The following is a 25,541-nucleotide window of genomic DNA, read 5'->3' as shown; positions in this document are numbered from 1 at the left end:
CAACTCATCGAGATGATGGGATATGCCGATAATCCGGACTTGAACACCAAGTTCACCGTCGTTCCCGGCGTCCGGCCGCTCAATTTGATGGAGAAGCGGAAGACGGTGAGCCAGCGTTCGGCTCAGAACTTGCAGTCCGTTCGGATTGGCTGGTGTGCGGCGGCACCAGGAAATCGAGGAGACCGTCGCCCCGTAGGTCGGCCGTTCTCCTTTCCAGAATGTCACCAATCAAGCTCGTCAGAAATTCTGCCGTCATATGGTTCCAGTCCGTGATGAACGGAACACCCCTGCTACTGGTGAGGCATTTCTCCTTGTCGTAGTCGCAGTGCAGCTTGATGATGTCGACATAGGTGAACGCAAGATCGGATGGGAAAAACGGCAGTTGCGCAAAAGGCTGGTTGGCCGGCGGATAGCTCGCCGCCCGCAGGCATATGGAGGCATCGGATTTTCTCTGAAACATCATCCCCAGGCACGAGTGCGATTCGTCGAGCTGGAAATAATTTCCGAAAACGAAAATGCGCGCATTATCCGAATGGCTTTTCATCCAGGAAAGAAGCTCGAACCGGAAGGGGTTGACGGTGTACTCGAAAGGCCGAAGGCTCGTGAGGAAGATCGCTTTCGTTCGGCTCAGCAATGATTTGTCGTTGATATATTTTTCAAAGGGAATGCAGTATTTGTCGTAAATGCTGGCGCGCGAGGGGGCCTTGACGATATCGTTGTTGATCTCGACCATGCAGTTCAAGTAGCTGAGTGCCACGATTTGATATCGGTCGGTATCGATGTAATTTTTCAGCGCGATGGACCAGTTTCTGGCGTGCGAGTCCCCAATGATGAAGATAACGGGTTTCCCCGCTTGAATGTTGTCGTTCAAGCTTAGAAAAGTGCTTTCGAGCCGTGCTTCGTTCGCCTGCGCCAGAGGTGGATAGACTTCATCCAGCCTGTGAGGAAAACCCCCCATAGTGATTGCTGACAGGACAGCAGCCGCGATGGTGACAACGGATGAAGTCACGGTGATCCAGAGAGCGCGGCGTCTCCTGGTGTGGCGAAAGGGCTTTTCGATGACGACAAAGCTGACGACCGCCACCAGGACCGTCACTGCGATGGCGAGAAACCTGTCACCATTGTCGAAATCCAGGCTTGTCAGCCGCCAGAAGGCGAAAACCGGGTAATGCCACAAATATAAAGAGTAGGATACCAATCCGGTGAGCGCCGCAGGCCGTGACGCCAACAGGCGCCCGACTGCGTTCTGCTGACCGGCGAATGCGAGCACCAGACACGTCCCAATCACTGGGATCAAAGTCAACCGGCCAGGATGAACCGTATCCTTTCCAAACAGGATGAGCGAACCAAGGACCAGCACAAGCCCGACCGCCGCGAGCAACGGCTGAGGGCGGGTTCGTCCACGCTTGACCTCGTGATAGGCGAGAAGTGTTCCGGCCAGCAGTTCCCATGCCCGGGTGAGCGGCGAGTAGAAGGCCTGTTGCGGATCATGCCTTACCGTGACGACGCACCATACAAAGCTTAAGGCCGCCGCGAGCAACACGCATGGCAAAAACCTCGATTTCAGGTATCGGCGCACGATCAGCAATAAGACCGGAAACCCGATATAAAATTGCTCTTCGACGCTCAACGACCAGGTGTGCAGAAAAGGCTTGAGAAGGGTGTTGGGCTCTCCGTACTGGGCCGCAGTAAAATAGAAATAGATGTTCGATCCAAACAGGAGCGTCGAACCTATGGAGTTCGCGTAATCGATCAGTTCCGATGGTAATAAAAAATAATAGGCTAAGGGCAGTGTCGCGAAGATGACTGCGAACAAGGCAGGCAGAATTCTTCGCGCGCGCCGGGCGTAGAATTTTAGGAAATCGATACGCCCCGTCGCTTCGACTTCTGTCAGCAGAATCTGGGAAATCAAAAAGCCGCTGATGACAAAAAATACGTCGACGCCGATGTATCCGCCAGGAAGTAAGGTGTGGCCGGCAACCGTGAACTCGGCGTGATAGAGAATGACCGCGATCACCGATATGGCCCGTAAGCCATCAATCTCTGGTCTGTAAACCTTCAATGCTAGCGCCTGCCTTCGCTATCGAGAGCGTCACTTTGGTCGCGCGCAAGATTGGCGCTTTTTTGGCTGCCTAACACAGAGATCACGGACGGAGAACAGTGTGGCATGATAAAGCTTTGGGGGCGGGGCCGATTTTAATCTTTATTTTCTGCCCTGTTGTAAATCAGCATTCCGGAACCCTCATTCGCTCACGGTTCCCGGGAGGAGATGCTCGCGACCGGCCGATCCGAATAAGGTGCGGGAAATCTTCGTTCCGGATTTGCACATAGATATGCTGGTGCAGAGCCGGAACTTCCGCAGAGGTGCCGCAGCCTCGTTACCAGCGAGGACAGGAATAATTGCGCAATAAGCAATAAAGTAGAAACTATTGATGCAATTGTGACCGCCGCATTCTGACGGCACTATCCAACCCGTCAGACGAACTCCGCATCGCCTGAAGCTATCGAAAACGAAGTTCGCAGGACGCGAAATGACCGAAACCCTTTCCTCCATGACCCGCAGGAGCATGCTGCTCTCCGCTGGTGCCGCTGCTGCGGTCATGACGATATCACCCTCTCTCAGCTTCGCAGCCAATCCGGCTGCCGCCATCAACACCAGCGAAGGAACCAAGACAATGGCATACGTAACCACTAAGGACGGCGTCGAGATCTTCTACAAGGACTGGGGTCCGAAGGACGCTCAGCCGATCGTCTTCCATCACGGCTGGCCATTGTCTTCGGACGACTGGGACGCACAGATGCTGTTCTTCCTCTCCGAGGGCTATCGTGTCGTTGCCCATGACCGTCGTGGCCACGGCCGCTCCGCACAGGTCTCGGAAGGTCACGACATGGATCACTATGCGGCAGACGCTTTCGCTGTTGTCGAAGCACTCGACCTGAAGAATGCCGTCCATATCGGCCACTCCACTGGCGGCGGTGAAGTCGCCCGCTACGTTGCCAACCACGGTGAGCCCTCAGGCCGCGTCGCCAAGGCGGTTCTTGTCTCCGCCGTCCCTCCGCTGATGCTGAAGACGGATGCCAATCCCGAAGGCCTGCCGATGGAAGTCTTCGACGGCTTCCGTTCCGCACTCGCCGCCAACCGCAGCCAGTTCTTCCGTGATGTTCCCGCTGGGCCGTTCTACGGGTTCAATCGGGATGGCGCGAAGGTTCAGGAAGGGGTTATCCAGAACTGGTGGCGGCAGGGAATGATGGGCGGCGCGAAGGCCCACTATGATGGCATCAAGGCCTTCTCCGAGACCGACCAGACGGAAGATCTGAAGGCGATCACTGTCCCGACTCTCGTCCTGCACGGCGAGGACGACCAGATCGTGCCGATCGCGGACTCGGCCCTGAAGTCCTCCAAGCTCCTGAAGAATGGCTCGCTCAAGACCTATCCGGGCTTCTCGCACGGGATGCTGACCGTCAACGCCGACGTGCTGAACGCCGATCTTCTGGCGTTCGTCCAGTCCTGACCCCAAATCTCGGAGCCGTGACACGGAAGCGGTCGCGGCTCCGATCCTGCTCTCCACGTGCCTGACTCCGGAAGCGACAATGATGCTGCTAACTCCTGACCTTGTTGCCCTGACGCTGCGAGACGTCCAGGACGATGGCCCGGAGCCGCGCTGGACGCCGCTTTCCGAAGCAAAACTCGACGATCTCGTCGACAGGCTCGAGCAGGAGGCAGGCGGCGAGCCGATCTGGGTCTTCGCCTACGGATCTCTGATCTGGAATCCAGAGTTCGAAGCGACCGCCCGGGAGCGTGCGACTGCCTACGGCTGGCACCGCTCGTTTTCATTGAAGATCGAACGCTGGCGGGCAACCAGCGAGCAACCTGGCCTGATGATGGCTCTCGAGCGAGGCGGCCGATGTGATGGTGTCTTACTGCGATTATCCGACGAGCGCCGCCGCAAGGATCTTCGTGTGCTCGTCGCGCGTGAGATCAGATACCGCGAGGTCGCGGACATGGTCCGGTGGGTCCAGGTGCAGACTCCTGCAGGCACACGGCGCGCCCTGACGTTTTGGGCCAGCACGAGGCGATCCGGTCTCACGCAGCCGCTGCCCATGGAATCCACCGCTGCCCTCATCGCCAGTGCCTGCGGGCAGGGTGGCTCGTGCGCGCAATACCTGCACAACACGATCATCGATCTCGAGGCGGAAGGAATCCGCGACCGCAACCTCTGGCGCCTGCAGGCGCTCGTTGCCGAACGGATCAAAGCACAGCAAACGAGCTGATAGGTTCGCCTGGATTGGACTCAATCCAGCATGACCATATGCGCCGGAAGCTGCTCTTCCAAAAACTTGGAGAAGGAAGCGATCCGCGGCGGCAGGGCCTGGTAGGGCGGATAGTAAAGGGTCAACCACAAGTCCGGCGGTGCCCACCCCTTGAAGACGTGTGCGAGCCGTCCGCTCCGAAGGTGCTCCGAAATGTTGAACCCTGGCAGCAAGGCGACACCCGCGCCATCCGCGGCCATATCGGCGAGCACTTCACCGCTGTTGGCGCTGAATGCCCGGCCAGCCGAAATCGTCATGCTCGATCCGCCGTCCGACAGCACCCAGTGCTCACGTCGGCTTTCGCCGCTGTAGGCGAGGCAGTCGTCCGGTGTCAGTTCGTTCGGGTGCTGCATGTCGACGTACCTGCTCCCGGGAGCGGCAACCAGGATGCGCGGCACCACCCTGATCTTGCGCCAGATGGTGAACTTGTCCGACGGCTGCGACGAGATGCGGATCGCCAGATCGTAGTCGTCGTCAACGATATTTACCAATCCATCCGACAGCGAGATCTCGAAGCTCATCTTGGGATACCGTTCCTTGAACCCCGACAGGATCGGCGGCAGCACCGTCTTGCCGAACCATGTGGGCGCACTGATACGCAGCCGACCCTCATCAGCCTTGTGCGCGTTCATCACCTCGCGCCGCGCGTCCTCCAGAGTCTTGAACGCTGGCTGGATCTGCGCAGCAAAGATTGCGCCGTCGGTCGTCAGTGATACCTGCCTCGTCGTGCGCACGAAGAGTTGCACGCCCAGTTCCGTCTCGAGCGCTGCGATGGCGCGCGTGACGGCCGCGGGGGTCATATCCAGCTCGCGGGCAACCTGGGCAAAGTTGCGTTTCTCGGCGGCGAGGAGAAAGGTTCTGAGGGCTTTGTAGTCGTTCATTATATTGTTTCAAAAATTGCAATTCAATCAAAAGGAATATTGCAATTCTGCGCCATGTTCAACGGCGCTACGTTCATATCAACACTTGAACACCAACGCTAAATGAAAGGCATCGACATGATCAAGGACATCAAGGGCTTGCATCACGTAACTTCGATGGCATCGGACGCGCGGCAGAACAACCGCTTCTTTACCGAAACCCTGGGCCTGCGCCGCGTCAAGCAGACGGTCAACTTCGACGACCCAAGCGTCTACCACCTGTACTACGGTGACAAGACCGGCTCGGCTGGAACAGTGATGACCTACTTCCCGTTCCCGAACATGATGCTTGGCCGCCCCGGCGTGGGTGAAGTCGGCGAAACACAGTTCTCGGTGCCGAAGGGCGCGCTGAAGTTCTGGCAGGATCGCTTCACGGCTCAAGGTGTGGACGGTCTGGAACTCGATACCGTCTTCGGTGCCAACCGGCTTCGCTTCATGGGCCCGGACGGCGACGGCCTTGCCCTGATCGAATCCTCCGACGACAAGCGGGCTCCGTGGGTTGCAGATGGAATTCCCGACGATGCGGCCATCCGCGGTTTCGCCGGCGCCCGCTTCAGCCTTCATGACACCACTGCGACCGAGGAACTGCTCGGCTTCATGGGTTATCAGCGCGCTGAGAAGGAAGGCGACGTGACCCGCTTCATCATCCCCAACGGCAACGGAGCGGACACGATCGATCTACTGGCATTGCCAAAGACTCCGTTCGCGCGACAGGGTGCAGGTTCGGTGCATCATATCGCATTCTCCGTCGACAATCGCGAGAAGCAGCTCGAGGTGCGCAAGGCGCTGATGGACACCAGCTACCAGGTCACCCCCGTCATCGACCGCGACTATTTCTGGGCCATCTACTTCCGCACGCCGGGCGGTATCCTCTTCGAGGTCGCCACAAACGAGCCCGGATTCAACCGCGACGAGGATACAGCCCATCTCGGGGAAGCGCTCAAGCTACCGGGCCGATATGAAGCTTTCCGCGATCAGATCCAGGCGAACCTCGTCCCGCTGGCTGCCTGAAGGCGTCATATAGCCGAGAACTTGATGCGTCGCGGTGCCTCACATCAATTGTTGCAACGAATGCAATTCACTCGGATTAATATTGCAATTCCGCGCTACAGAGCATCGCGATAGATTTCTATTCAGCAGCCAAGACAAACGGGTGAGCGGCCCAAATGGAGCCAGCAATACTCCAAGGATTGCAGAACGAGCGTCGTGCCGCGGCGTCCGATCGACTGCTGCTGCCCATTTCTGACACCGCAGAAGCGGTCCAACCAACCGAAGAGGAATGACTATGTCCAAGCTCGAAGTCCTGACCCCGGCAAACAGCCAGCTCATCTTCATCGACCAGCAGCCGCAAATGGCGTTCGGCGTTCAGTCGATTGATCGCCAGACGTTGAAGAACAATGTCGTCGGCCTCGCCAAGGCCGCCAAGATCTTCAATATTCCGACCACGATCACTACGGTCGAGACGCAATCCTTCTCCGGCAACACCTATCCCGAGCTGCTCGCCGTCTTCCCGGAGAACGACATTCTCGAGCGCACCTCGATGAACTCCTGGGACGATCAGAACGTCCGCGACGCGCTAGCGAAGAACGCCGCCGACGGCCGCCGGAAGATCGTCGTCTCCGGTCTGTGGACCGAAGTCTGCAATACGACGTTCGCGCTCTCGGCCCTCCACGATGTTCCGGACTACGAGATCTACATGGTCGCCGACGCTTCCGGCGGCACGTCCTCCGACGCCCACAAATATGCGATGGACCGCATGGTGCAAGCCGGCGTGATCCCGGTCACCTGGCAGCAGGTTCTGCTCGAATGGCAGCGCGACTGGGCACGCAAGGAGACCTATGACGCGGTCACCACCCTCGTGAAGGAGCATTCCGGCGCATACGGCATGGGCATCGACTACGCCTACACGATGGTTCACGGCGCAGAGGAACGCGTCAAGCACGGCAAGCGCATCGGCCCCAACCCCGCAAAATAAGGGCCTGATCAGGCCGCTCCGATGACCCCGTCGGAGCGGCTTTTCCGCAACCGGAGAACATTCCATGAAAGTCTACCTCCTATCACTTGGCGCAGGCTTGCTTGTCGGCATCGTCTACAGTCTGCTCAATGTCCGATCACCCGCGCCACCTGTCATTGCACTGGTCGGCCTTCTCGGTATTCTCGTAGGCGAGCAGATCCTCCCGCTCGCGAAGTCGCTTTGGACAAAGGAGCCGGTGGCCATTTCCTGGATCCATCAGATCAGGCCGCACATGTTCGGTCACCTGCCGAAGGGCAGTATCGACATTGCCCATCAGGCGAAGGCCGAGGAGCGGAGCTGATGACGACGCGTCGATCCTTTCTTGGAGGCGCATCGAGCCTGGCGTTCTCGAACCTCTTCTCTCCGGCAAAAGCCGCCAATCCCAACCCGACCGGAGCAGACACCATGCATCCCGACCTGATCCTCCGCAATGGCCGCGTGACGACCCTTGACCGGACCAATCCGAATGCGACGGCGATCGCCATCAAGGATGGGCTGTTTCTCGAAGTCGGATCCGACAGCGAGATCATGGCGCTGGCTGGTTCTGGCACTAAGATCGTCGACCTCAATGGCAAGCGTGTTCTGCCCGGCCTGATCGACAACCATACCCACGTCGTCCGCGGTGGCCTGAACTACAATATGGAGCTGCGCTGGGACGGCGTGCGCTCGCTCGCCGATGCGATGGACATGCTGAAGCGCCAGGTGGCGATCACGCCCGCGCCACAATGGGTTCGCGTCGTCGGCGGCTTCACCGAACATCAGTTTGCGGAAAAGCGCCTCCCGACACTTGAGGAGATCAACGCCGTCGCGCCCGACACACCCGTGTTCCTTCTGCACCTTTATGACCGTGCGCTGCTCAACGGCGCCGCTCTGCGCGCAGTCGGCTACACCCGTGACACGCCGAACCCGCCCGGCGGTGAGATCACCCGGGATGCCAACGGCAACCCGACCGGCATGCTGCTGGCCAAGCCGAATGCGGGCATTCTCTACTCGACGCTTGCAAAAGGCCCGAAGCTTCCTTTGGATTATCAGGTCAACTCGACCCGCCACTTCATGCGCGAACTGAACCGCCTTGGAGTGACAGGTGTGATCGACGCGGGCGGTGGTTTCCAGAACTATCCCGACGACTACGAGGTCATTCAGAAACTGTCCGACGAGCACCAGATGACAGTCCGGCTGGCCTACAACCTCTTCACCCAGAAGCCGAAGGAAGAGAAGCAGGACTTCCTGAAGTGGACGCAGTCGATCAAATACAAGCAGGGCAACGATTACTTCCGCCACAACGGCGCCGGCGAGATGCTTGTCTTCTCCGCGGCCGACTTTGAAGATTTCCGGCAGCCCCGTCCGGAGATGGCCCCGGAGATGGAAGGCGAGCTGGAAGAGGTCGTCCGCGTCTTGGCTGAAAATCGCTGGCCATGGCGTCTGCATGCCACCTATGACGAGACGATCTCTCGCGCCCTCGACGTGTTCGAGAAGGTCAACAAGGACATTCCGCTCGAAGGACTGAACTGGTTCTTCGACCATGCCGAAACCATCTCGGACCGCTCTATCGACCGCATCGCCGCACTCGGCGGTGGCATCGCCACGCAGCACCGCATGGCCTACCAGGGCGAATACTTCGTTGAGCGGTACGGTCACGGCGTGGCTGAGGCTACGCCGCCGATCCGTCGGATGCTCGACAAGGGCGTGAACGTATCGGCCGGCACCGATGCCACCCGCGTTGCTTCCTATAATCCATGGGTCTCGCTGTCGTGGATGGTGACCGGCAAGACTGTCGGCGGCATGCAACTCTATCCCCGAGCCAACTGCCTCGATCGCGAGACGGCGCTGCGGATGTGGACCGAGAAGGTCACCTGGTTCTCCAACGAGGAAGGCAAGAAGGGCCGCATCGAGAAAGGGCAGTTCGCCGACCTCGTGGTGCCGGACAAGGACTTCTTCTCCTGCGCCGAGGACGAGATTTCGTTCCTCACCTCGGAACTGACCATCGTCGGCGGCAGGATCGTCTATGGTGCAGGCGACTTCAAGGCGCTCGACGAGAACGACATCCCGCCCGCGATGCCCGACTGGTCGCCTGTCCGCAAGTTCGGCGGTTACGCGGCCTGGGGTGAACCGGAAGGGGCAGGCGCTCGTTCGCTGCGCCGCACCGCGATCTCTACATGCGGATGTGCCACCGATTGTGGCGTGCATGGCCACGACCACGCGGGAGCTTGGACCTCGAAGCTGCCGATTGCCGACCTCAAAGGTTTCTTCGGCGCTCTCGGCTGCTCCTGCTGGGCAGTCTGACCAGCCGTCAGCTCGGGCGGCCAAACCGCCGCCCGAGCGTCACTTCATCATTGCCAGATCTGCAATTAAATCGAAACTATTGCTGCAATTGTTGGCACGGTGGTTACCAGCCAATATCGCTCCATCAAAAGCGGCCGCTCGACGGCGAACATGCAGGAGCTGAAATGACCTTCCAATCTCATATATCCAACCCGGTCCGAAGCAGTATGGAACGCGCTGTCCGCTCTCCGGTCACCCGGACGATGTCTCTCGTCGCTCTCTGCGCAGCCTACATCCAAGGCCCGATCAGCAAAATCTATGACTTCAATGGTGCCCTGGCCGAGATGGATCACTTCGGTCTTCACCCAGCCGTTTTCTTCGCGGTTGCCGTCATCGTCTTCGAACTGACGGCCTCCGCCATGGTGATCTCCGGCTTCCTGCGGTGGGCAGGCGCACTCGCACTGTCCGGCTTCACGCTTGTCGCAACCTTCATCGCCCTCCGCTTCTGGGAAATGGCGCCTGGCATGGACCGCATGATGGCGATCAACGCCTTCTTCGAGCATCTCGGCCTTGCTGGCGCATTCGTCTTCGTCGCCGCATTCGACCTCACGAAGGGAGCAGGCAAATGAGCGCCGCAAAAACATCCGGGGGAACCTTTGCGCCCCTTGCCCAGCCCGTCTTCGCGGTCCTTTGGATCGCCACCGTGATTGGCAATACCGGAAGCTTCATGCGCGATGTCGCAAGCTCCTGGCTGATGACGGATCTTTCGGCATCGCCGGCCGCGGTCGCCATGGTCCAGGCGGCCGGAACCCTGCCGATTTTCCTGCTTGCCATTCCGGCAGGCGTTCTCACCGACATCCTCGATCGCCGCAAGTTCCTGATCGCCGTCCAGGTGCTACTGGCCTCCGTCAGCATTTCGCTGATGCTCCTCTCGCAGACGGGCATGCTCTCGGTCAGCGCTCTGATCGGGTTGACCTTCCTCGGCGGGATTGGGGCCGCGCTGATGGGGCCGACCTGGCAGGCGATCGTTCCGGAATTGGTGAAGCGCGAGGACGTAAAGAGCGCGGTGGCGCTGAACTCGCTGGGCATCAACATCGCTCGCTCCATCGGCCCTGCTGCGGGCGGCCTGCTTCTCGCAGCCTTCGGCGCGGGGATCACCTATGGCGCGGACGTTGCCAGCTACCTCGTGGTGATCGCAGCTCTCGTCTGGTGGCCGCGCCCCCAGAACGCCAACGACGCTCTCCAAGAGAACTTTTTTGGCGCCTTTCGAGCCGGACTTCGCTACACCCGCTCGAGCACGCCACTGCACGTCGTCCTCCTGCGCGCCGCGATCTTCTTCGCCTTCGCCAGCGCGGTCTGGGCTCTTCTCCCCCTCGTTGCCCGCCAACTGCTCGGTGGTGATGCCAGCTTCTACGGTATCCTGCTCGGTGCAGTCGGTGCAGGCGCGATCGGTGGAGCCCTGGTGATGCCTAAGCTGCGCCAACGCCTGAGTTCCGACGGCCTGCTTCTCGGCGCGGCGGTGATCACCTCAGCCGTCATGGGAGTCCTTGCTCTCGCTCCACCGAAATGGGTTGCCATCATCGTCCTTCTCTTCCTCGGTGGTGCTTGGATTACCGCGCTGACAACGCTCAACGGCACCGCGCAGTCCGTCCTTCCCAACTGGGTGCGAGGTCGTGGTCTTGCCGTCTACCTGACCGTCTTCAACGGTGCGATGACAGCCGGAAGTCTTGGTTGGGGTGCGGTCGGCGAGGCTGTCGGCATCCAGTCCACCTTGATCGTCGGGGCCATCGGCCTGCTCACCGCCGGATTCATCATGCACCGCGTGAAGCTTCCGGCCGGCGACGCCGACCTGGTGCCGTCGAACCACTGGCCCGAGCCTCTTGTCGCCGAACCCGTTGCCCATGACCGTGGCCCGGTTCTGATCCTGATCGAGTACAAGATCGAGAAGCAGCACCGGAGCGCATTCCTGCATGCCCTCGACCATCTTTCCAAGGAGCGCCGCCGGGACGGTGCCTACGGATGGGGCGTCACCGAGGACTCGGCCGACCCGGAGAAGATCGTGGAGTGGTTCATGGTTGAATCCTGGGCTGAACATCTTCGCCAGCACAAGCGGGTTTCCAACGCGGACGCCGACCTGCAGGGCAAGGTGCTGGCCTACCATGTCGGTACCGATAAGCCCGTTGTCCGTCACTTCCTGACGATCAATCGACCTTGGGCAGCGTGACGGGCAAACTAGAGCAATTCCAGCAAAAGTGTGTAACGGTTTGCGTCCGGAAGTGCGTGAAAACAAAGAGATAGAGCATTTCCCTGATTCGAAGAAAAACGGAAGTGCTCTAACGGTGGCGGCTACGGCCGTCACCGAACCATGTGATCTTGAAAACTGGGCTGACGATTCATGAGATGCCCCGGTCCGCTTGTCTTCGCCTGACCAAACTGGGGCGACCAGTTGGAAGGGAGGCGTGGCCGATAGCCTCGACCACGTTCCACGGCGGCCCGGTGCTATGGCGCAAGCACGAAGTTCACCAGCCGTCCAGGAACGACGATTTCCTTGAGCACCGTCATCCCCGTCAACCTCGAGCGAACGTCAGGCTCCTGCGCAGCCAGCCTGACGAGTTCATCCGCGGCGAGCGTCGCGGGAGCCTGAATCCTGCCACGCAGCTTGCCGTTCACCTGAACGATAAATTCGCTCACATCATCGTCGGCGAGAGTGGGGTCGTATGTCGGCCAGGGTTCATGGGCCAGACTTTCCGGATGCCCCAGCCTTCTCCAGAGTTCCTCGGCAATGTGCGGAGCGAAGGGTGCCAGCAGCAGAACGAAGGATTGGACTGCTGAGCGCGGCTTGCTGTCTAGGCCCGTCAATGCGTTTGACAGCTCCATCAGCTTTGAGATCGCCGTGTTGAAACGCAGGGCCTCGATGTCGTTGCCGACAGCCTTGATCGTCTTGTGAAGAACGCGCGCGATCTCCGGGGACGGCTTCGCCTCGATGATTTTGCTCGACACCATGCCGTCCTCCCCAATGGCAATCCGCCAGACGCGATGGAGGAAGCGGCTGACCCCGGCGACGCCCGCCATTTGCCACCGCTTGGCGACGTCCAACGGCCCCATGAAGAGTTCATACAGGCGCAAGGCGTCGGCGCCGTATCGTTCGACCACCTCGTCAGGATTGACGACGTTGAACCTCGACTTCGACATCTTCTCGATCTGGCGCTCGACCTCGATTTCGCCGACATACCAGCGGCCGTCCCGCTCGGCCGCGTCTTCGGGTCGATAGTATCTCCCAGCCGCATCCTTGTAGCTGAAGGCCAGGATCATTCCCTGGTTGAACAGCTTGCGGAACGGCTCTTTGAATGTCACGACGCCGATGTCGAACAGGACTTTGTGCCAGAAGCGCGCGTAAAGCAGATGCAGCACCGCATGCTCGGCTCCTCCCACATAGAGATCGACGGGCAGCCAGTATTTCTCCTTCTCGGGATCGATCGGTGCGGCTCCGTTCGAAGGATCGGCAAAGCGCAGGTAATACCAGCACGATCCCGCCCATTGCGGCATCGTGTTGGTTTCCCGCAGAGCTTCCATGCCGGATTTCGGATCGACCGTTCGCACCCAATCGCCCGCCCGTGCCAGCGGCGGCTCCCCGTCCGGCGTTGGCCTGTACTCATCCAGTTCGGGAGGCAGCAGCGGCAAGGCGTCCTCCGGCAGGGGCACGATACTGCCGTCGGCGGCATGCAGCATAGGAAAGGGCTCTCCCCAGTATCTCTGCCGCGAGAACAGCCAGTCGCGCAGCTTGTACTCGACGCGCCCGACACCAACGCCCTGCTTGGTCATCCATGCGATGGCCGCCGTTCTCGCCGTTTTCGTCTGCATTCCATCCATGAAGCCGGAGTTGACCATGACGCCTTCGCCAGTCCGCGCAGCGGGCGGCACGTCGCCGGAGGGGGAGCCAGACGCCGACACGACTTCGACGATCGGCAGCCCGAACTCCTCAGCGAAACCGCGGTCGCGGTCGTCATGGGCGGGAACGGCCATGATTGCTCCGGTGCCGTAGCTCAGCACGTAGTCGGCGACCCATACCGGAATCCGCGCACCATTCGCCGGGTTGATCGCATAGGCTCCGGTGAAGACTCCGCTTTTCCATTGGGCTTGCGACTTCTCTATTGCGCTCATTGCCGCCGCGCGGGCGCGGTAGGCGTCGACCTCTGCGCGTTGGCCGACGGAAGCGATGGCATCGATGGCAGGGTGCTCAGGGGAGAGGATGATGAAGGTAGCGCCGAAGATCGTTTCCGGACGGGTGGTGTAAACCGTCAGGGAACTCTCGCTATCCTCGACATCGAAAGTTACTTCAGCGCCTTCTGATCTGCCGATCCAGTTGCGCTGCATCGCCTTGATACCATCAGGCCAGTCCAACTCGTCCAGATCCGCGAGCAGGCGGTCGGCATAGGCGGTGATTTTCAGCATCCACTGACGCATCGTGCGACGTTCCACCGGGTCTCCGGTTTCCACGTAGCGGCCGTCTTTCACCTCCTCGTTGGCCAGCACCGTGCCTTGTGCCGGGCACCAGTTGACGGCAACGTCCGCCTGGTAGGCCAAGCCGGCCTTATACATTTGCAGGAAGATCCATTGCGTCTATCGCACGAACTCGGGATCGGTGGTCGAAATCTCCCGGCTCCAATCGTAGGAAAAGCCGAGACGCCGGACCTGCTTCCTGAAATTCGCGATGTTGCTCCGCGTGGTGACGGCCGGATGGACACCGGTCCGCACGGCATATCGCTCGGCAGGCAGCCCGTAGGCGTCCCACCCCATCGGATGCAGGACATTGAAGCCCATCATGCGCTTGTACCGGGCCACGACGTCGGTCGCGGTATAGCCTTCCGGATGACCGACATGCAGGCCGTCGCCGGACGGATAGGGAAACATGTCCAGGACATAATACTTCGGACGGCTTTGGTCGTCCCCGGTTCTGAACGTCTGGTTTTCCTCCCAGTATCGCTGCCACCGCGGCTCGATCGTCTTGGGGTCATAGGGCATTGCGAATTCCCTTCTGTCTCGAAATTCCGACCGAAGAGGAATGGCAACAAAAAACCCGCCTCTTCGGCGGGTTGCTGCATCTTTAAAAACGCAAGCGCGTGCTAACCCACCATAGGAATGATGGCGAGTAGGAGCTTTGAATTGGTGCGCGCGGTGTTCATGTCTTTTTTGATGACACGGAACCGCTTTCCTGTCCAGACGCCGGCGGCGCGGTTGGTTTGACGATGTGCCAATGTCCTTCCCGAGAGAAGGGTGACGTTTTGTGCCGGAGACGCCGGCTGCTTGAGGGCGAAGGCATGAGCGATGTGTGCCGGGAGTTCGGCATCTCGCGCAGACTGGCTACAAGACCTCCAATCGCTACAAGGAGGACGGGCTGGAGGTCCTGACCGACCGGTCGCGTCGTCCGATGCGCTATGCGATCAGTTGCCGGAGCCAGTTACGACAATGGTCGGCTTTAACCATGCCCTCAGAAGTTCGGGCTTTCCTCATAGCCTTCCAACTCAGGGCAGCCCCTGATGTTGCCGAAACCGATCGTTCGCCGGTCGCCCGATTCATCCAGACCTCTGAGCACGATGATATTCTCATCCTGCTGTATGATCTCGCTACGATAGATGCCGGCCCGAAGCGCCCGGTTTTTCGCCTGACTTATATTGCATTGCCCAGGCGACGGGGTGACGTGCCAGTATCTCGTGCCTTGCCCATCCGACTGCCATCCGCGAGAAGCGGCAAATCCCGACGCGCTGGATAGCAGCATGGCAGACGACAAAATCAGGCTGGCTAGAACCGGTTTCATGTAATCTCCGTAAGCCGTGGCGTTTCCGGGATCGCCACCGTCCATTTGCCCCGTTGCAACGGACAAAGCGGGTTTCCAATAATGTCGCTATGGTAGGTGACTTACGCTAACACCGTGCTAACGCCGGCTGCGGCCGCTATTCGCCGATATTGAATGAAAACAAAGAGTTTTCCGGAGCGGTTAGCGTTGCGCTGCCGATATTGCCGTTTTGAGGAAGAGCGCAAAAGCCGATAAAACAACAATTTCGATAAGGTGATGGCGCGCCGCACCGGGTGATGATGAGAACTATGTCTACGCTATAGCCCTCCCTTAAGCTGGGTTCGGATCCTCTCCGTTCCGCGATACCCTGCGCGATAGCTACGCAAACGCCGCCGATTTCCGCACCTCGCGTCAAGCCGCCGCTCCGCTCGCCACCATGACAGCGAAAACGGGACGAACCGGCGCGATATGCGATGCCTATTGCGGCTGCAGATGCTCGGCCATGAAGTCGACGAACGCCCTCAGTTTGGGCGTGATCTGGCGGCTGGCCGGCCAGAGCACGTTGAACTGATCAGCCTCTTCCACCCACTCGTCCAAAATCGACACGAGACGGCCGTCAGCGATCTCGTCACGGATCGCAAAGGGCGGCAGACAGGCAATGCCCAGCCCCTCGATCGCCAACTCGATCAGAGGATCGACCGCCGTCGCGCTCATCCGTTCGGGCAGGACAATCTTCGCCTGCCGTTCCCCGCGAGCAAACGGCCAGGGTCGGATCTTGCAGGTGCTGGGCGACCGTTGGTGAAGACACTGATGCTGCGCCAGATCGTCGGGGGTTTCCGGCACTCCGCATTGCGCCAGATAGTGGGGTGAGGCGACGATCTTGAGTTTGAACCGGCCGACATTCCGGCTCATCAACCGGCTGTCCGATGGTTGCCCGGTGCGAATGACGGCATCGAACCCTTCTTCCACGACGTCCACCAGCCGATCGCTGAAATCGAGGTCGAGTTGCACCTCTGGCCAGGCGCCATGAACTTTGCCATCACCGGGGTCAGCAGCATGCCGACCAGCGGCAGACTGACCCGCAGCCGCCCTCTCGGCGTCCGATTGGATCGGGCAAGCTCGGCTTCCGCTGCCTCGACCTCATCGAAGATGCGGCGGCAGCGTTCGAAGAACAGCCGCCCCTCTTCGGTCAGGGTCATGTTGCGCGTGTTGCGATGGAACAGGCGCACATCCAGCCGTTGTTCCAGTCGGACCACCGCCTTACCAACCGCAGAGGCGGAAAGGCCGAGCTTGCGGCCAGCCGCCACGAAGCTGCCGGTTTCAGCCGATTGCACGAAGGAGTCGAACGCCGTGAGTTTGTCCATGCTTTGATCATTACAGGAATCATATTCCGTAGTCATCGGAACAATGGCCTATTTTTCCGCGACAAGCCGACCGCTATCTCTTGGCTTTACTAAACCAAGGAGACGAACATGATTCCCGCCTTCACGACCCAGCCCACCCCGACGACTTTCATCATCAACGTGATCCACGTTCATCCTGGCAAGCAGGAGGAAGCCTTTCGGCTCATCCAGGATGTTGTCCACTATGTCGCCGAGCGGAAGCCAGGTTTTCTGTGGAGCAACCTTGCCAAGAGTACGGATGGGCTGACGGTCGTGAATATCGAGGCGATCTCAGACCCAGGCGACGTCGAGATTTTCTTTTCCGATCCGGTATTCCTCGAAAAGTTCCGCAAGCTCGACACCGTCTCGTCGAGCGAGTTTCACACCTACACCGTTGGCGACCTGGTGCTGCCGAAGGCCTCAACGTGACGACGCAGGTCGAACGGATGCCGGTAGCGGGGCTATGCGCACTGGCGGTTGCCGGTTTCGTCACCATCCTGACGGAGGCCCTCCCGGCCGGTCTGCTTCGGCAGATCGGGGTGTCGCTGGGGGTGAGCGAGGCCATGGCGGGACAATGGATCAGTATCTATGCGCTTGGATCGCTGCTCGCAGCGATCCCGCTGACGGCAGCAACGCGAAGCTGGCGCAGGCGACCACTCCTGCTCGGAGCCATCATCGGTTTCGCTATCGCCAATCTGATTACGGCCCTGACAGCGAGTTTTATCGTCGCGATGACGGCACGTTTCGTCGGCGGTGTATCGGCCGGCCTGCTGTGGGCGTTGCTGGCCGGCTATACTGTTCGCATGGCACCGCCCGGCCTCGCTGGCCGGGCCATGGCCATTGCGATGGCGGGGACGCCGTTGGCGCTCTCCATCGGCATCCCGGCCGGCACATTTATCGGCAACCTCGCCGGTTGGCGACTGACCTTCGGATTGCTCAGCGTGATCGCGTTGCTGCTGGCTGGACAATCGCGAAGGTGCCGGATTTCGCCGGCGAGCCTGAAACGCAACGCCCTTCCTTGGCCCAGGTCTTTGTGGTTCCGGGCGTACGCCCGGTGCTGGCGGTGACGCTCTGCTTCGTCCTGGCCCATAACCTCCTCTACACCTACATCGCGCCACTTCTGGTCGGCCATCGCATGACGGGCCAGATCGACAGTGTCCTTCTTGTTTTCGGGGGTTCCGCACTTGTCAGTATCGGTCTTCCGCTGTCGGCTCAGAGCAAACGTTGGCTGGAGGGTGAAACTGGCTTCCTAGCCTCAGCCATCGGCTTGAGGTGCTCCAAGAGCCTTTGAGAGGGAAACCGTGATGTTTTTCATGACGTCGGGCTGGCTTCTATCCACCCCATATACAAATCCGGGAAAATCGAGCGTCCTTTGAATGTCCCAGATTTTCTCATGCTGGTCCGGGGGCAGAATTTCTGCGGGATCGCCGACTGCGACCCATCCGATTGGCACTGTCGAGCCCGGTTCCAGCCGCGTTCGCAGATGCACGGTTGCGTTGATGCGGACTTCCGATCCGCGCCCGATGTGCGCCCCGTGGAACACGGCAGCTCCGGTCGCGATGAACACCTCGTCGCCAATCTGGGCACCGACCACATGACTGTTGGGCCCGACTATGCAGTGGTCGCCCACTCTGCAATCGTGGCGGCCCGTGGCCCGGATCACCGCGTTTTCGAGCACGATGCAGTTCCGTCCGATGCGGATGGAGCCGCCGGCCTCCGCCACCAGGCGAGCACCATGCATAATCCTGCTGCCCGCACCGATGACAACATCACCACAGACCGTCGCATCTTGCGCAACCCAGGCATCGGGATCAACCGATGGTGACTGTTCTTCGTAGGATATAGTCATGTTCTTATCCTCCTATCTCGATCTTGGCTGCTACGCCGTTGTCGTTGCACGTTCGAGGTGCCAGATCTTTGCGACGATCCGCCAGCCATCAATACCTTTTACGAAGCAGAGATGATCGATGAAGACGTTCGCGTGGATTCGCAGCCGGACCTTCACGGTGGCGGCAGTTGGCGAAAGCCAGTCGATGAGGATGATCTCGTCTTCGCGCTCCTGTGAGCGGCTTGCAGGAGACTCACGCCTGGCGATCACCTGGCGATAGTCTGCAATCGGATCGACCGCGATGTCACCCTCGTCGGCGTCGAACAGGCTCGAAGCCGGATGAAAGACCTGGTCAAAGAGCGAGAGATCGCAGGCGTAAAGGGCGTCGAAATAGGTTTGTATCGCGTTCAGCAATTCCGTATCGCGGCTCATCTGACTTCTCCATGTTGGTAGACGAGTGACCGTGTTGCACGCCGACAGCTCGAGTTGCCAGTGGCGGGATTGCCAGATAAGACGGCATTCATGCCAAAAACCGAGAACCCGCGCTTTCCTGCAAACAGACGTGTCGTCAGCCTGGTCTATGACGGCCTCTGCACCTTCGAATTTGGCATCACTGCCGAAGTTTTTGGGCTGGATCGCCCTGAGGCTGGTCCCGACTGGTATCAGTTCAAATCGGTCTCACTGGAGGATCGGCCTCTTCATGCCTGTGGTGGCCTGACGATCGCGGCAACAGGCACCGAGACCGATCTGTACCAGGCGGGAACAATCATCGTCCCCGGCTGGCGCGGACCCGATGAACCGGTACCAGAACAGATCTGCAAGGCATTGCTCCGCGCTCATGAGGGCGGCGCCCGCGTCGTCTCCATCTGTGGGGGCGCCTATGTGCTGGCGGCCGCCGGTTTGCTCAATGGCCGTCGCGCCACAACGCATTGGCGTTTTGCCGAGGGCTTGGCCCGGCGCTATCCCGCTATCGAGATTGACGCGAATTGCCTCTATATCGATGAGGGTGACATACTCACCTCGGCAGGCAGCTCAGCGGGCATCGATCTTTGCCTGCATATCGTCCGTTCGGATTTCGGGGCTGATCTTGCCAATACCGTGGCGCGTCGTCTGGTGATGTATAGCCATCGCCAGGGAGGGCAATCCCAGTTTATCGAGCGTCCCGTGCCATTGAGGCGAGAGGCCGATCGGTTGTCGTCGATCCTCAATCACATCCTGGCCAACCTTGACGATCCGCACACAATCAGTGCTCTCGCTCGCCACGCGGGCATGAGCGAACGCACCTTTCAGCGTCGCTTTCGGTCCCTGACCGGTTTGTCCCCGCTCAAGTGGATCCTGAGGGAGCGGCTTGAACAAGCCCGCATCCTGCTGGAGACTGGTGCTGCCGCCCCCGATGACATTGCAAGGGTGACTGGGTTGGGAAGTGCCGAAAACCTGAGGCTTCAGTTTGGTCGGCATTATGGCGTCAGCCCGTCGATCTACCGTGATCGTTTTGCGCAGCCGGCGGAGTAGGCCAGTCCTCTCTGAAATGCCCCATTCAACTTTCGTGAGGCGCGCATTTTCGCGATGGTCGAATTGCAGATCTTTCCCGCGAATGTCACGTTTCATGAAACAGGATAGGCACCACGCAAGTATGGCCCGGTTGCAGCTTCCCGCGAGCCTGCTGCGAATTGCCGTATCGCTGGTTTCGGCGGCGGCATGCGCGTACCGATCGCGAACAGAATTGCGCTGATGGTCGCAAATCCTGCAAACAGCAGAAACATGCCGGGCCCGCCAAAAGCGCCCAGCATGAAGCCCCCAAGAGTCGGCCCGATGAAATTGCCGATGGTCGAAAACGAGTGCGCGCCGAAATAACTGCCTCTGTTCCGATCATGCGCAATGCCGTCGACCAGCATGTATTCGGATGGCACGACGAGGATCTCGCCGATCGTGAACACGATCATCGAAAACGCCAGCCCCCAAAATCCAGCGGCGCCAAGGAAGCCGATCTCACCTAAAGCAAACAGGATGCATCCGATCACGAGGCCGTTGAGGGCGCCTGCGCGTTCGATGAACCGGCGGGCGAAGGGGTTCCCGATCAGGACGACTGCACCGTTGATCGAAACGAGACGGGCATAGATTTCCACGCCTCCGGCAACATTTCCGGTGAGGTACGGAGCCAGTGTCGCTGACCATTGGCCATAGACGGCGATCAGCAATGTACCGCCACTGATAAAGAAGGCCAGCCGTGGATCGCGGATCGCCGCCTTCAGGCTCTCAAGCAATGGCGCGTTAGCAGATGCTCGGGAACCATCATCGCTTTGGGGAATCGGCACATTCAATAGGTGCAAGACCAGCGCGAACATCGCGTAGACAAGGCCCGCAATGACAAAAAGAGCGGTGGATGCGGCACCAGCAGCAATCCCCATCAACGGTCCAACGGCCCACCCCACATTCGTGGCCGTGTACCGCCAGGAAAAATACTTGAGCCGGAGGCGTTCGGGGCACACGTCACTCATCAACGCGCGTGAAATCGGCTCATAGATCGCGAGCGCCACGGCGGCGGCGACCTGAGCAATGCAAAATGCGACAACCGTTTCGGCGACCCCCATTCCAACCAATGCAAGCGCCATGGAAAGGAGGGTGACCGTCAGCATGGTTTTCCGCCCCAGCCGATCCGATAATGTGCCTGCGAAGGGGGCTGCGATAGCGCCTAGCAGGGGACCGATCCCCAGAAGAGCTCCAATCATGGCCGGGCCGAGGCCGAAGGACTGCTGCAGCTTGATGGCAAGGAACGAGAGCGTCATGGCCCGCGCGATCGTCACGGATCCGGAGCCCGCGATGAGGAGCAGGACATAGTTCAGTCGTTGTCTATTATTCGTCATTTGCACCGTCTGGAACCTAGCGCCGTCATCGCAGCGATAACCGTCCTCGCCCACCCGATCTCTCATTAGATGAAACACGACCTTTGGCAACGCGCGAAATGAGAGGTTCTCCGACCTCACTCGCCACGGATACAATCAAATCACGCGCCTTCCTGGCGAGAATCGGAGCGCAATCACAAGGAGCAGCACGATGCCGGCTGCCATCATGACCCAGGCCTGGGATAAGCCATTCGAATGGCTTCGCATCCACCCGGCGACGAAAGGCATGATGCTTGCGATCATGTACCCGCCTCCCTGCACGAAGGCCGTGAGGCGACCGGCGCGGGCAGGGTCGTCGGCGTGATCGAGCGTGACGATCAGCGATAGCGGGAACAGCGAGCCGATACCGAGCCCAAGCAGGATCATTGCCGGGAGTGCAAGCGTCAACGGCATCGTTATCAGGCAAACCAGGCCGCCGAGAATGGCAAGAAGAGCGGCAGCAAGCGGCCCTCGCCGATCGGGGAATCGGTTGATCACTGCCGATACGATAAGACCAGCAAGAACCTCGATCAGAGTGAGCCCCGCAAGCAAATAACCGGCGGCATCTTCAGTGCGTCCCAATTCTATATAGAAGGGCGGCAGCCACGCGAGAACAAGCGTATACGCGCCCGTGCCGACGCCAAAGAAGAGAAGAAGGAGCCATGCTCTCCCACTTCGCGAGGGGGATCGACTGCTAATTTTATCGGTTTCCGATCTTTGCCGCGAAGGATCCGAAGATGATGCCGCTTGCCACAGGACAAGCGCAAGGAGAGCTGGCACCCCCCACAATCCCAGCATCATTTCCCAACCCAGGTGGCGAGACAAACAAGCTGCAGTCGCGGCTGCCAATGTGGCACCTCCCATGATGCCGGTCGAATACAGGCCCATGATACGGCCAGCATCGAGCGCAAAGACCCGTTTGACGAAACCCGGCATCAAGGCTTGCACGATGGCGATCCCGATACCGCACGCGGCAGCACTGGCCAAAAGCCCGTAGTTGGAGGGCCAGACGTAGCGCGCTAGGCACGATAGCGCGATGATGACAATGCCGAGGACAATACCACGTCGTTCGCCCGCCCGTGTCTGGAGGGAAGACGCAGCCAAAGCCCCGAGCCCCATCAGGAAGACTGGGAGGGTGGTAAGCAGGCCAGCACCGGTCGATGTGAGGCCTGTAGCTGCCTCGATGCGGTCGAGGACTGGGCCGATCGCTGCAAGAGCCGGGCGCAAATTCAAAGCGACCGCGAGAATCGCAATGATCGTCAAGACGGTGGAAGCAGATGTTCGGCGAGCGCTTTCGCGTTGCATCGTGTGTGATAGGGACATATGATTTTCTCTTGCTGGAAAGATTCTTGATATCGAGATACATGACATGAGCGACCCTATCAACCGGTTTGATCGAGCTGCTGCTGCTGCTGCGCAATGGAGGCGGGAGCGCCCGGATATTGATCCGTTTCCGATGGAACTGCTCGGACGCCTGGGAGAAATCACGCAGATCATCATGCGCGAGCACCTCACCCCGTTCTTTGCCGAGCATGGCTTGCAGACCGGGGAATTCGATGTCCTCGCAACCTTGCGGCGCTCAGGCGCGCCTTTTGAACTCACGCCCACCCAGCTTTATGAAGCCGCAATGCTCTCATCAGGAGGGATGACGGCTCGTATCGACCGGCTTGAACGAGAGAGCTTGGTCGCGCGCCGAAGCCATCCCTCCGATCGACGCGGCACCCTGGTGGCGCTCACGCATAAAGGGCTTTCATTGATTGATGCCATCCTCGCGGAGCATGTCGAAAACGAGCGCACCACGTTGGCAGGACTGACGATAGCCGAACAACAACAGTTCAATGCGCTATGCATCAAGTTCCTTGCGGGCTTGAAGGCTGTGTCAACACGCTGAAATTCGACTGCGGATGCGACAGCCAGAGAACATGTCGATGAGATGGTCAATCGAGTGTTGAACCGTTTTCCGCCTGCCAGATAGAGAGGATTTAGAATTGACCGATGCCGTCACGATCAGAGAAGCGAACGCAGCCGACAAGGCATTTTTGTTCGGACTTGCGCCGCGCCTCTACAGCGTACCCCGCCCGTCATGGCATACACTCGATGCGATGAGAGAGTTTCAGGCCCGGTTCCTGACGTCGACCTTGGAGGAAACCGCTCCAGGCTCTCTGACGCTGATTGCCGCAACCCCGGACGATAGAGCGCTCGGGTACGTTCATCTGCAGCCAAGTCGCGACGGCGTCACGGATGAGGCTTGCGGCCACGTTGCCATTATTGGCGTCGTGGAGGAAGCCGAGGGCACAGGCACGGCTCGCCGCTTGATCAATGAGGCGCAAGAGTGGGCACGCCGGCAAGGTTACAGGCTTCTAAGCCTGGATGTGTTTGCCGATAACAAGCGCGCCATCAACTTCTACGTTCGCGAGGGCTTTGTCGCGGAATCCATGAGGATGGTTAAACCTCTGTAGCATCGAGCTTCGTCCCATCCGAGCTTGTTTGCTAGAGACGTGCACAGATGGTGTTTCGAATATTGGCATGGCTCAGGTAGGTCGACAAAGCGACGAAGTGTCGAGTGAACAACGCTACGCTCGGCCCCCGCACTGTTCCAGCAACCATACCGATGTCTGCGGTGGGTAAAGAAACCCGACCGATCGACCGGCAGCGATTCGAACTTTTCAACCGCCAAACGCCGACGTTTCTATGCCTTTTTCGTCCGCTGCTATTCTCCACTCTTTACCTGAGTGTAGTTTCGGCGGCAATAGAGGGCAATCTGTGTCCTTCCCGAGAGAAGGGTGACAGTTCATACCGGAGACATGGGTTACACTTTTGGCCTTTGCGAGGAGAGCGAAGGTGCCTTGGCAGGAGTGCAACCGTATGGACGAGCGTCTCAAATTCGTTGCGGGGGTTCTGGATGGCGAGAAGATCGCGGCGCTGTGCCGCGAGTTCGGCATCTCCCGCAAGACCGGCCACAAGATCATCAGCCGCTATAATGCCTGCGGGCTGGAAGGACTGACGGATCGCTCTCGGCGTCCCTACCGGCACGCCAATCAGCTTCCTTTCCAAATCGAGAAGCTGATTGTGCGTGCCAAGCAGGAGAAGCCGAACTGGGGCGCACCGAAGATCAGAGAACGACTGGCGCGGCTTTACCCGGACGTGCAAACGCCGGCGATCTCGACCGTGCACGCGGTGCTCGACCGCAACGGGCTGGTCCAGCACCGCAAGCGACGGCGCAACAGGGCTGAGGGCACACCGCTCTCCCAACCCCGCCAAGCCAACGACCTGTGGTGCGCCGATTACAAGGGCGAGTTCATGCTCGCCGACAAGCGCTACTGCTATCCCTTGACGATCACCGATTTCGCTAGCCGCTATCTCCTGGCTTGCGAAGCGCTGCACACGACGAAGGAAGTCTACGCCTTCACCGTGTTCGAGAGCGTCTTCAAGGAGTTCGGCCTGCCCAGGGCGATCAGAACCGACAATGGCGTCCCCTTCGCCAGTCCCAACGGCTTGTTCAATCTGTCGCGACTGGCGGTCTGGTGGCTCCGGCTCGGCATCGAAATCGAACGCATCAAGCCAGGCAATCCGCAGCAGAACGGCCGCCACGAACGCATGCATCTCACACTCAAGCTGGAAACCACCAAGCCGGCCGGCGCCAATTTCCTGCAGCAACAGGCCCGCTTTGACGACTTCGTCGAAGAATTCAACACAGAGCGGCCACACCAGGCGCTTGACATGGCTTGCCCGGCAGAGCGCTACCACACTTCATCACGACCCTATCGCGGCCTGCCGGAGCTCGACTATCCGTTCCACGACCACACCGTTACCGTCACGACATGCGGCCGCATCTGCTACAAACGAAAGAAGATCAATCTCAGCCTGGTCTTTGCCGGGCAGGCCGTCGGAATCAAACAGGTCGAAGACCATATCTGGCTCGCAAGCTTCATGGATTACGATCTGGGATACTTCGATGACGAGACATGCAGGCTCGAACCACTGCCGAACCCTTTCGGCGCAAAAGTGTTACCTATGTCTCAGGAATAAACCGTAACCTATGTGTCCAGAATGGACCCGGCAGAAATTGGCGCACCCGACAGGATTCGAACCTGTGACCTTTGGAATCGGAATCCAACACTCTATCCAGCTGAGCTACGGGTGCATGC

21 protein-coding genes, 1 tRNA gene and 3 pseudogenes are annotated in these 25,541 nt (G+C 59.6%); 15 read left to right on the top strand and 10 right to left on the bottom strand.

Annotated elements, in window-relative coordinates:
* Positions 1-79 precede the first annotated feature (79 nt).
* Positions 80-2,062, bottom strand: a complete 1,983-nt coding sequence (locus J0663_RS03570) for an acyltransferase family protein (RefSeq protein ID WP_207243090.1) — start codon at positions 2,060-2,062, stop codon at positions 80-82.
* Between the two features lie 613 nt (positions 2,063-2,675).
* Here J0663_RS03570 and J0663_RS03565 point away from each other — a divergent pair.
* Together J0663_RS03565 and J0663_RS03560 are read left to right on the top strand one after the other, a co-directional pair.
* Complete coding sequence (locus J0663_RS03565) at positions 2,676-3,512, top strand: alpha/beta fold hydrolase (protein ID WP_375337168.1); 837 nt, start codon at positions 2,676-2,678, stop codon at positions 3,510-3,512.
* An 82-nt stretch (positions 3,513-3,594) separates the two neighbouring features.
* A complete protein-coding gene (locus J0663_RS03560; RefSeq protein ID WP_207244412.1) occupies positions 3,595-4,272 on the top strand; it encodes a gamma-glutamylcyclotransferase in 678 nt (225 codons plus the stop codon).
* A 20-nt stretch (positions 4,273-4,292) separates the two neighbouring features.
* On the opposite strand, the gene J0663_RS03555 is transcribed toward J0663_RS03560, so the two are convergent.
* The gene (locus J0663_RS03555; protein WP_207243088.1) at positions 4,293-5,192 is read right to left on the bottom strand and encodes a LysR family transcriptional regulator; all 900 of its coding nucleotides are present in this window, start codon (positions 5,190-5,192) and stop codon (positions 4,293-4,295) included.
* 117 nt (positions 5,193-5,309) lie between these two features.
* On the opposite strand from J0663_RS03555, the gene J0663_RS03550 reads away from it, so the two are divergent.
* The 6 genes from J0663_RS03550 to J0663_RS03525 all read left to right on the top strand — a co-directional run bounded on the left by J0663_RS03550 (position 5,310) and on the right by J0663_RS03525 (position 11,731).
* A complete protein-coding gene (locus J0663_RS03550; protein WP_207243087.1) occupies positions 5,310-6,242 on the top strand; it encodes a VOC family protein in 933 nt (310 codons plus the stop codon).
* A gap of 274 nt (positions 6,243-6,516) precedes the next feature.
* Positions 6,517-7,206: a hydrolase gene (locus J0663_RS03545; protein ID WP_207243086.1), complete on the top strand. Its 690-nt coding sequence runs from the start codon at positions 6,517-6,519 to the stop codon at positions 7,204-7,206.
* Positions 7,207-7,270: 64 nt separating this feature from the next.
* Positions 7,271-7,546 (top strand): XapX domain-containing protein, encoded by a 276-nt coding sequence (locus J0663_RS03540; RefSeq protein ID WP_207243085.1) that lies wholly within the window; start codon positions 7,271-7,273, stop codon positions 7,544-7,546.
* Entirely contained in the window at positions 7,546-9,528 is a 1,983-nt protein-coding gene (locus tag J0663_RS03535) for an amidohydrolase (RefSeq protein WP_207243084.1), read from the top strand. The genes J0663_RS03540 and J0663_RS03535 overlap by 1 nt, the downstream gene beginning before the upstream one ends.
* A 164-nt stretch (positions 9,529-9,692) precedes the next feature.
* Entirely contained in the window at positions 9,693-10,136 is a 444-nt protein-coding gene (locus J0663_RS03530) for a DoxX family protein (RefSeq protein ID WP_207243083.1), read from the top strand.
* Entirely contained in the window at positions 10,133-11,731 is a 1,599-nt protein-coding gene (locus J0663_RS03525) for an MFS transporter (RefSeq protein WP_207243082.1), read from the top strand. The genes J0663_RS03530 and J0663_RS03525 overlap by 4 nt, the downstream gene beginning before the upstream one ends.
* A gap of 275 nt (positions 11,732-12,006) precedes the next feature.
* Here J0663_RS03525 and leuS read toward each other — a convergent pair.
* Positions 12,007-14,529: pseudogene (leuS, locus tag J0663_RS03520) on the bottom strand (leucine--tRNA ligase).
* Between the two features lie 224 nt (positions 14,530-14,753).
* Between leuS and J0663_RS31700 the strand changes: the two are divergent.
* Positions 14,754-14,979: pseudogene (locus J0663_RS31700) on the top strand (helix-turn-helix domain-containing protein); the annotation flags it as partial.
* A 16-nt stretch (positions 14,980-14,995) separates the two neighbouring features.
* On the opposite strand, the gene J0663_RS03510 reads toward J0663_RS31700, so the two are convergent.
* Together J0663_RS03510 and J0663_RS03505 are read right to left on the bottom strand one after the other, a co-directional pair.
* Complete coding sequence (locus tag J0663_RS03510; RefSeq protein ID WP_207243081.1) at positions 14,996-15,322, bottom strand: hypothetical protein; 327 nt, start codon at positions 15,320-15,322, stop codon at positions 14,996-14,998.
* 456 nt (positions 15,323-15,778) lie between these two features.
* Positions 15,779-16,665, bottom strand: a pseudogene (locus tag J0663_RS03505) (LysR family transcriptional regulator).
* 108 nt (positions 16,666-16,773) lie between these two features.
* On the opposite strand from J0663_RS03505, the gene J0663_RS03500 reads away from it, so the two are divergent.
* Both J0663_RS03500 and J0663_RS03495 read left to right on the top strand, forming a co-directional pair.
* Complete coding sequence (locus J0663_RS03500; protein WP_207243080.1) at positions 16,774-17,112, top strand: antibiotic biosynthesis monooxygenase; 339 nt, start codon at positions 16,774-16,776, stop codon at positions 17,110-17,112.
* Positions 17,109-17,750 (top strand): MFS transporter, encoded by a 642-nt coding sequence (locus J0663_RS03495; RefSeq protein ID WP_246590364.1) that lies wholly within the window; start codon positions 17,109-17,111, stop codon positions 17,748-17,750. The genes J0663_RS03500 and J0663_RS03495 overlap by 4 nt, the downstream gene beginning before the upstream one ends.
* A gap of 188 nt (positions 17,751-17,938) precedes the next feature.
* On the opposite strand, the gene J0663_RS03490 is transcribed toward J0663_RS03495, so the two are convergent.
* Together J0663_RS03490 and J0663_RS03485 are read right to left on the bottom strand one after the other, a co-directional pair.
* Positions 17,939-18,532, bottom strand: coding sequence for a gamma carbonic anhydrase family protein (locus J0663_RS03490; RefSeq protein ID WP_207243079.1), 594 nt, complete (start codon positions 18,530-18,532; stop codon positions 17,939-17,941).
* Between the two features lie 30 nt (positions 18,533-18,562).
* Positions 18,563-18,943 (bottom strand): nuclear transport factor 2 family protein, encoded by a 381-nt coding sequence (locus J0663_RS03485; RefSeq protein WP_207243078.1) that lies wholly within the window; start codon positions 18,941-18,943, stop codon positions 18,563-18,565.
* Positions 18,944-19,012: 69 nt separating this feature from the next.
* Here J0663_RS03485 and ftrA point away from each other — a divergent pair, with 69 nt between their 5' ends.
* Complete coding sequence (gene ftrA, locus J0663_RS03480) at positions 19,013-20,023, top strand: transcriptional regulator FtrA (protein WP_375337169.1); 1,011 nt, start codon at positions 19,013-19,015, stop codon at positions 20,021-20,023.
* A 92-nt stretch (positions 20,024-20,115) separates the two neighbouring features.
* Here ftrA and J0663_RS03475 read toward each other — a convergent pair whose 3' ends face one another.
* Together J0663_RS03475 and J0663_RS03470 are read right to left on the bottom strand one after the other, a co-directional pair.
* Entirely contained in the window at positions 20,116-21,429 is a 1,314-nt protein-coding gene (locus J0663_RS03475) for an MFS transporter (RefSeq protein ID WP_246590363.1), read from the bottom strand.
* An 81-nt stretch (positions 21,430-21,510) separates the two neighbouring features.
* The gene (locus tag J0663_RS03470; RefSeq protein ID WP_207243076.1) at positions 21,511-22,716 is read right to left on the bottom strand and encodes an MFS transporter; all 1,206 of its coding nucleotides are present in this window, start codon (positions 22,714-22,716) and stop codon (positions 21,511-21,513) included.
* Positions 22,717-22,762: 46 nt separating this feature from the next.
* Here J0663_RS03470 and J0663_RS03465 point away from each other — a divergent pair, with 46 nt between their 5' ends.
* The 3 genes from J0663_RS03465 to J0663_RS03455 all read left to right on the top strand — a co-directional run bounded on the left by J0663_RS03465 (position 22,763) and on the right by J0663_RS03455 (position 25,422).
* On the top strand, positions 22,763-23,284 hold the full coding sequence (locus J0663_RS03465; RefSeq protein WP_207243075.1) for a MarR family winged helix-turn-helix transcriptional regulator: 522 nt from the start codon (positions 22,763-22,765) through the stop codon (positions 23,282-23,284).
* 97 nt (positions 23,285-23,381) lie between these two features.
* Positions 23,382-23,852 carry a GNAT family N-acetyltransferase gene (locus J0663_RS03460; RefSeq protein WP_080865939.1) on the top strand — a complete coding sequence of 157 codons (471 nt, stop codon included), beginning with the start codon at positions 23,382-23,384 and terminating at the stop codon, positions 23,850-23,852.
* A 382-nt stretch (positions 23,853-24,234) separates the two neighbouring features.
* Complete coding sequence (locus tag J0663_RS03455) at positions 24,235-25,422, top strand: integrase core domain-containing protein (RefSeq protein ID WP_425504991.1); 1,188 nt, start codon at positions 24,235-24,237, stop codon at positions 25,420-25,422.
* A gap of 38 nt (positions 25,423-25,460) precedes the next feature.
* Here J0663_RS03455 and J0663_RS03450 read toward each other — a convergent pair.
* Positions 25,461-25,537, bottom strand: a tRNA-Arg gene (locus J0663_RS03450).
* Between the last annotated feature and the right edge of the window lie 4 nt (positions 25,538-25,541).

It is taken from the genome of Rhizobium lentis, assembly GCF_017352135.1.
GTDB lineage: Bacteria > Pseudomonadota > Alphaproteobacteria > Rhizobiales > Rhizobiaceae > Rhizobium > Rhizobium lentis.
The sequence above is the reverse complement of the archived record's forward strand: the minus strand, read 5'-3'. Positions and strand labels throughout refer to the sequence as shown.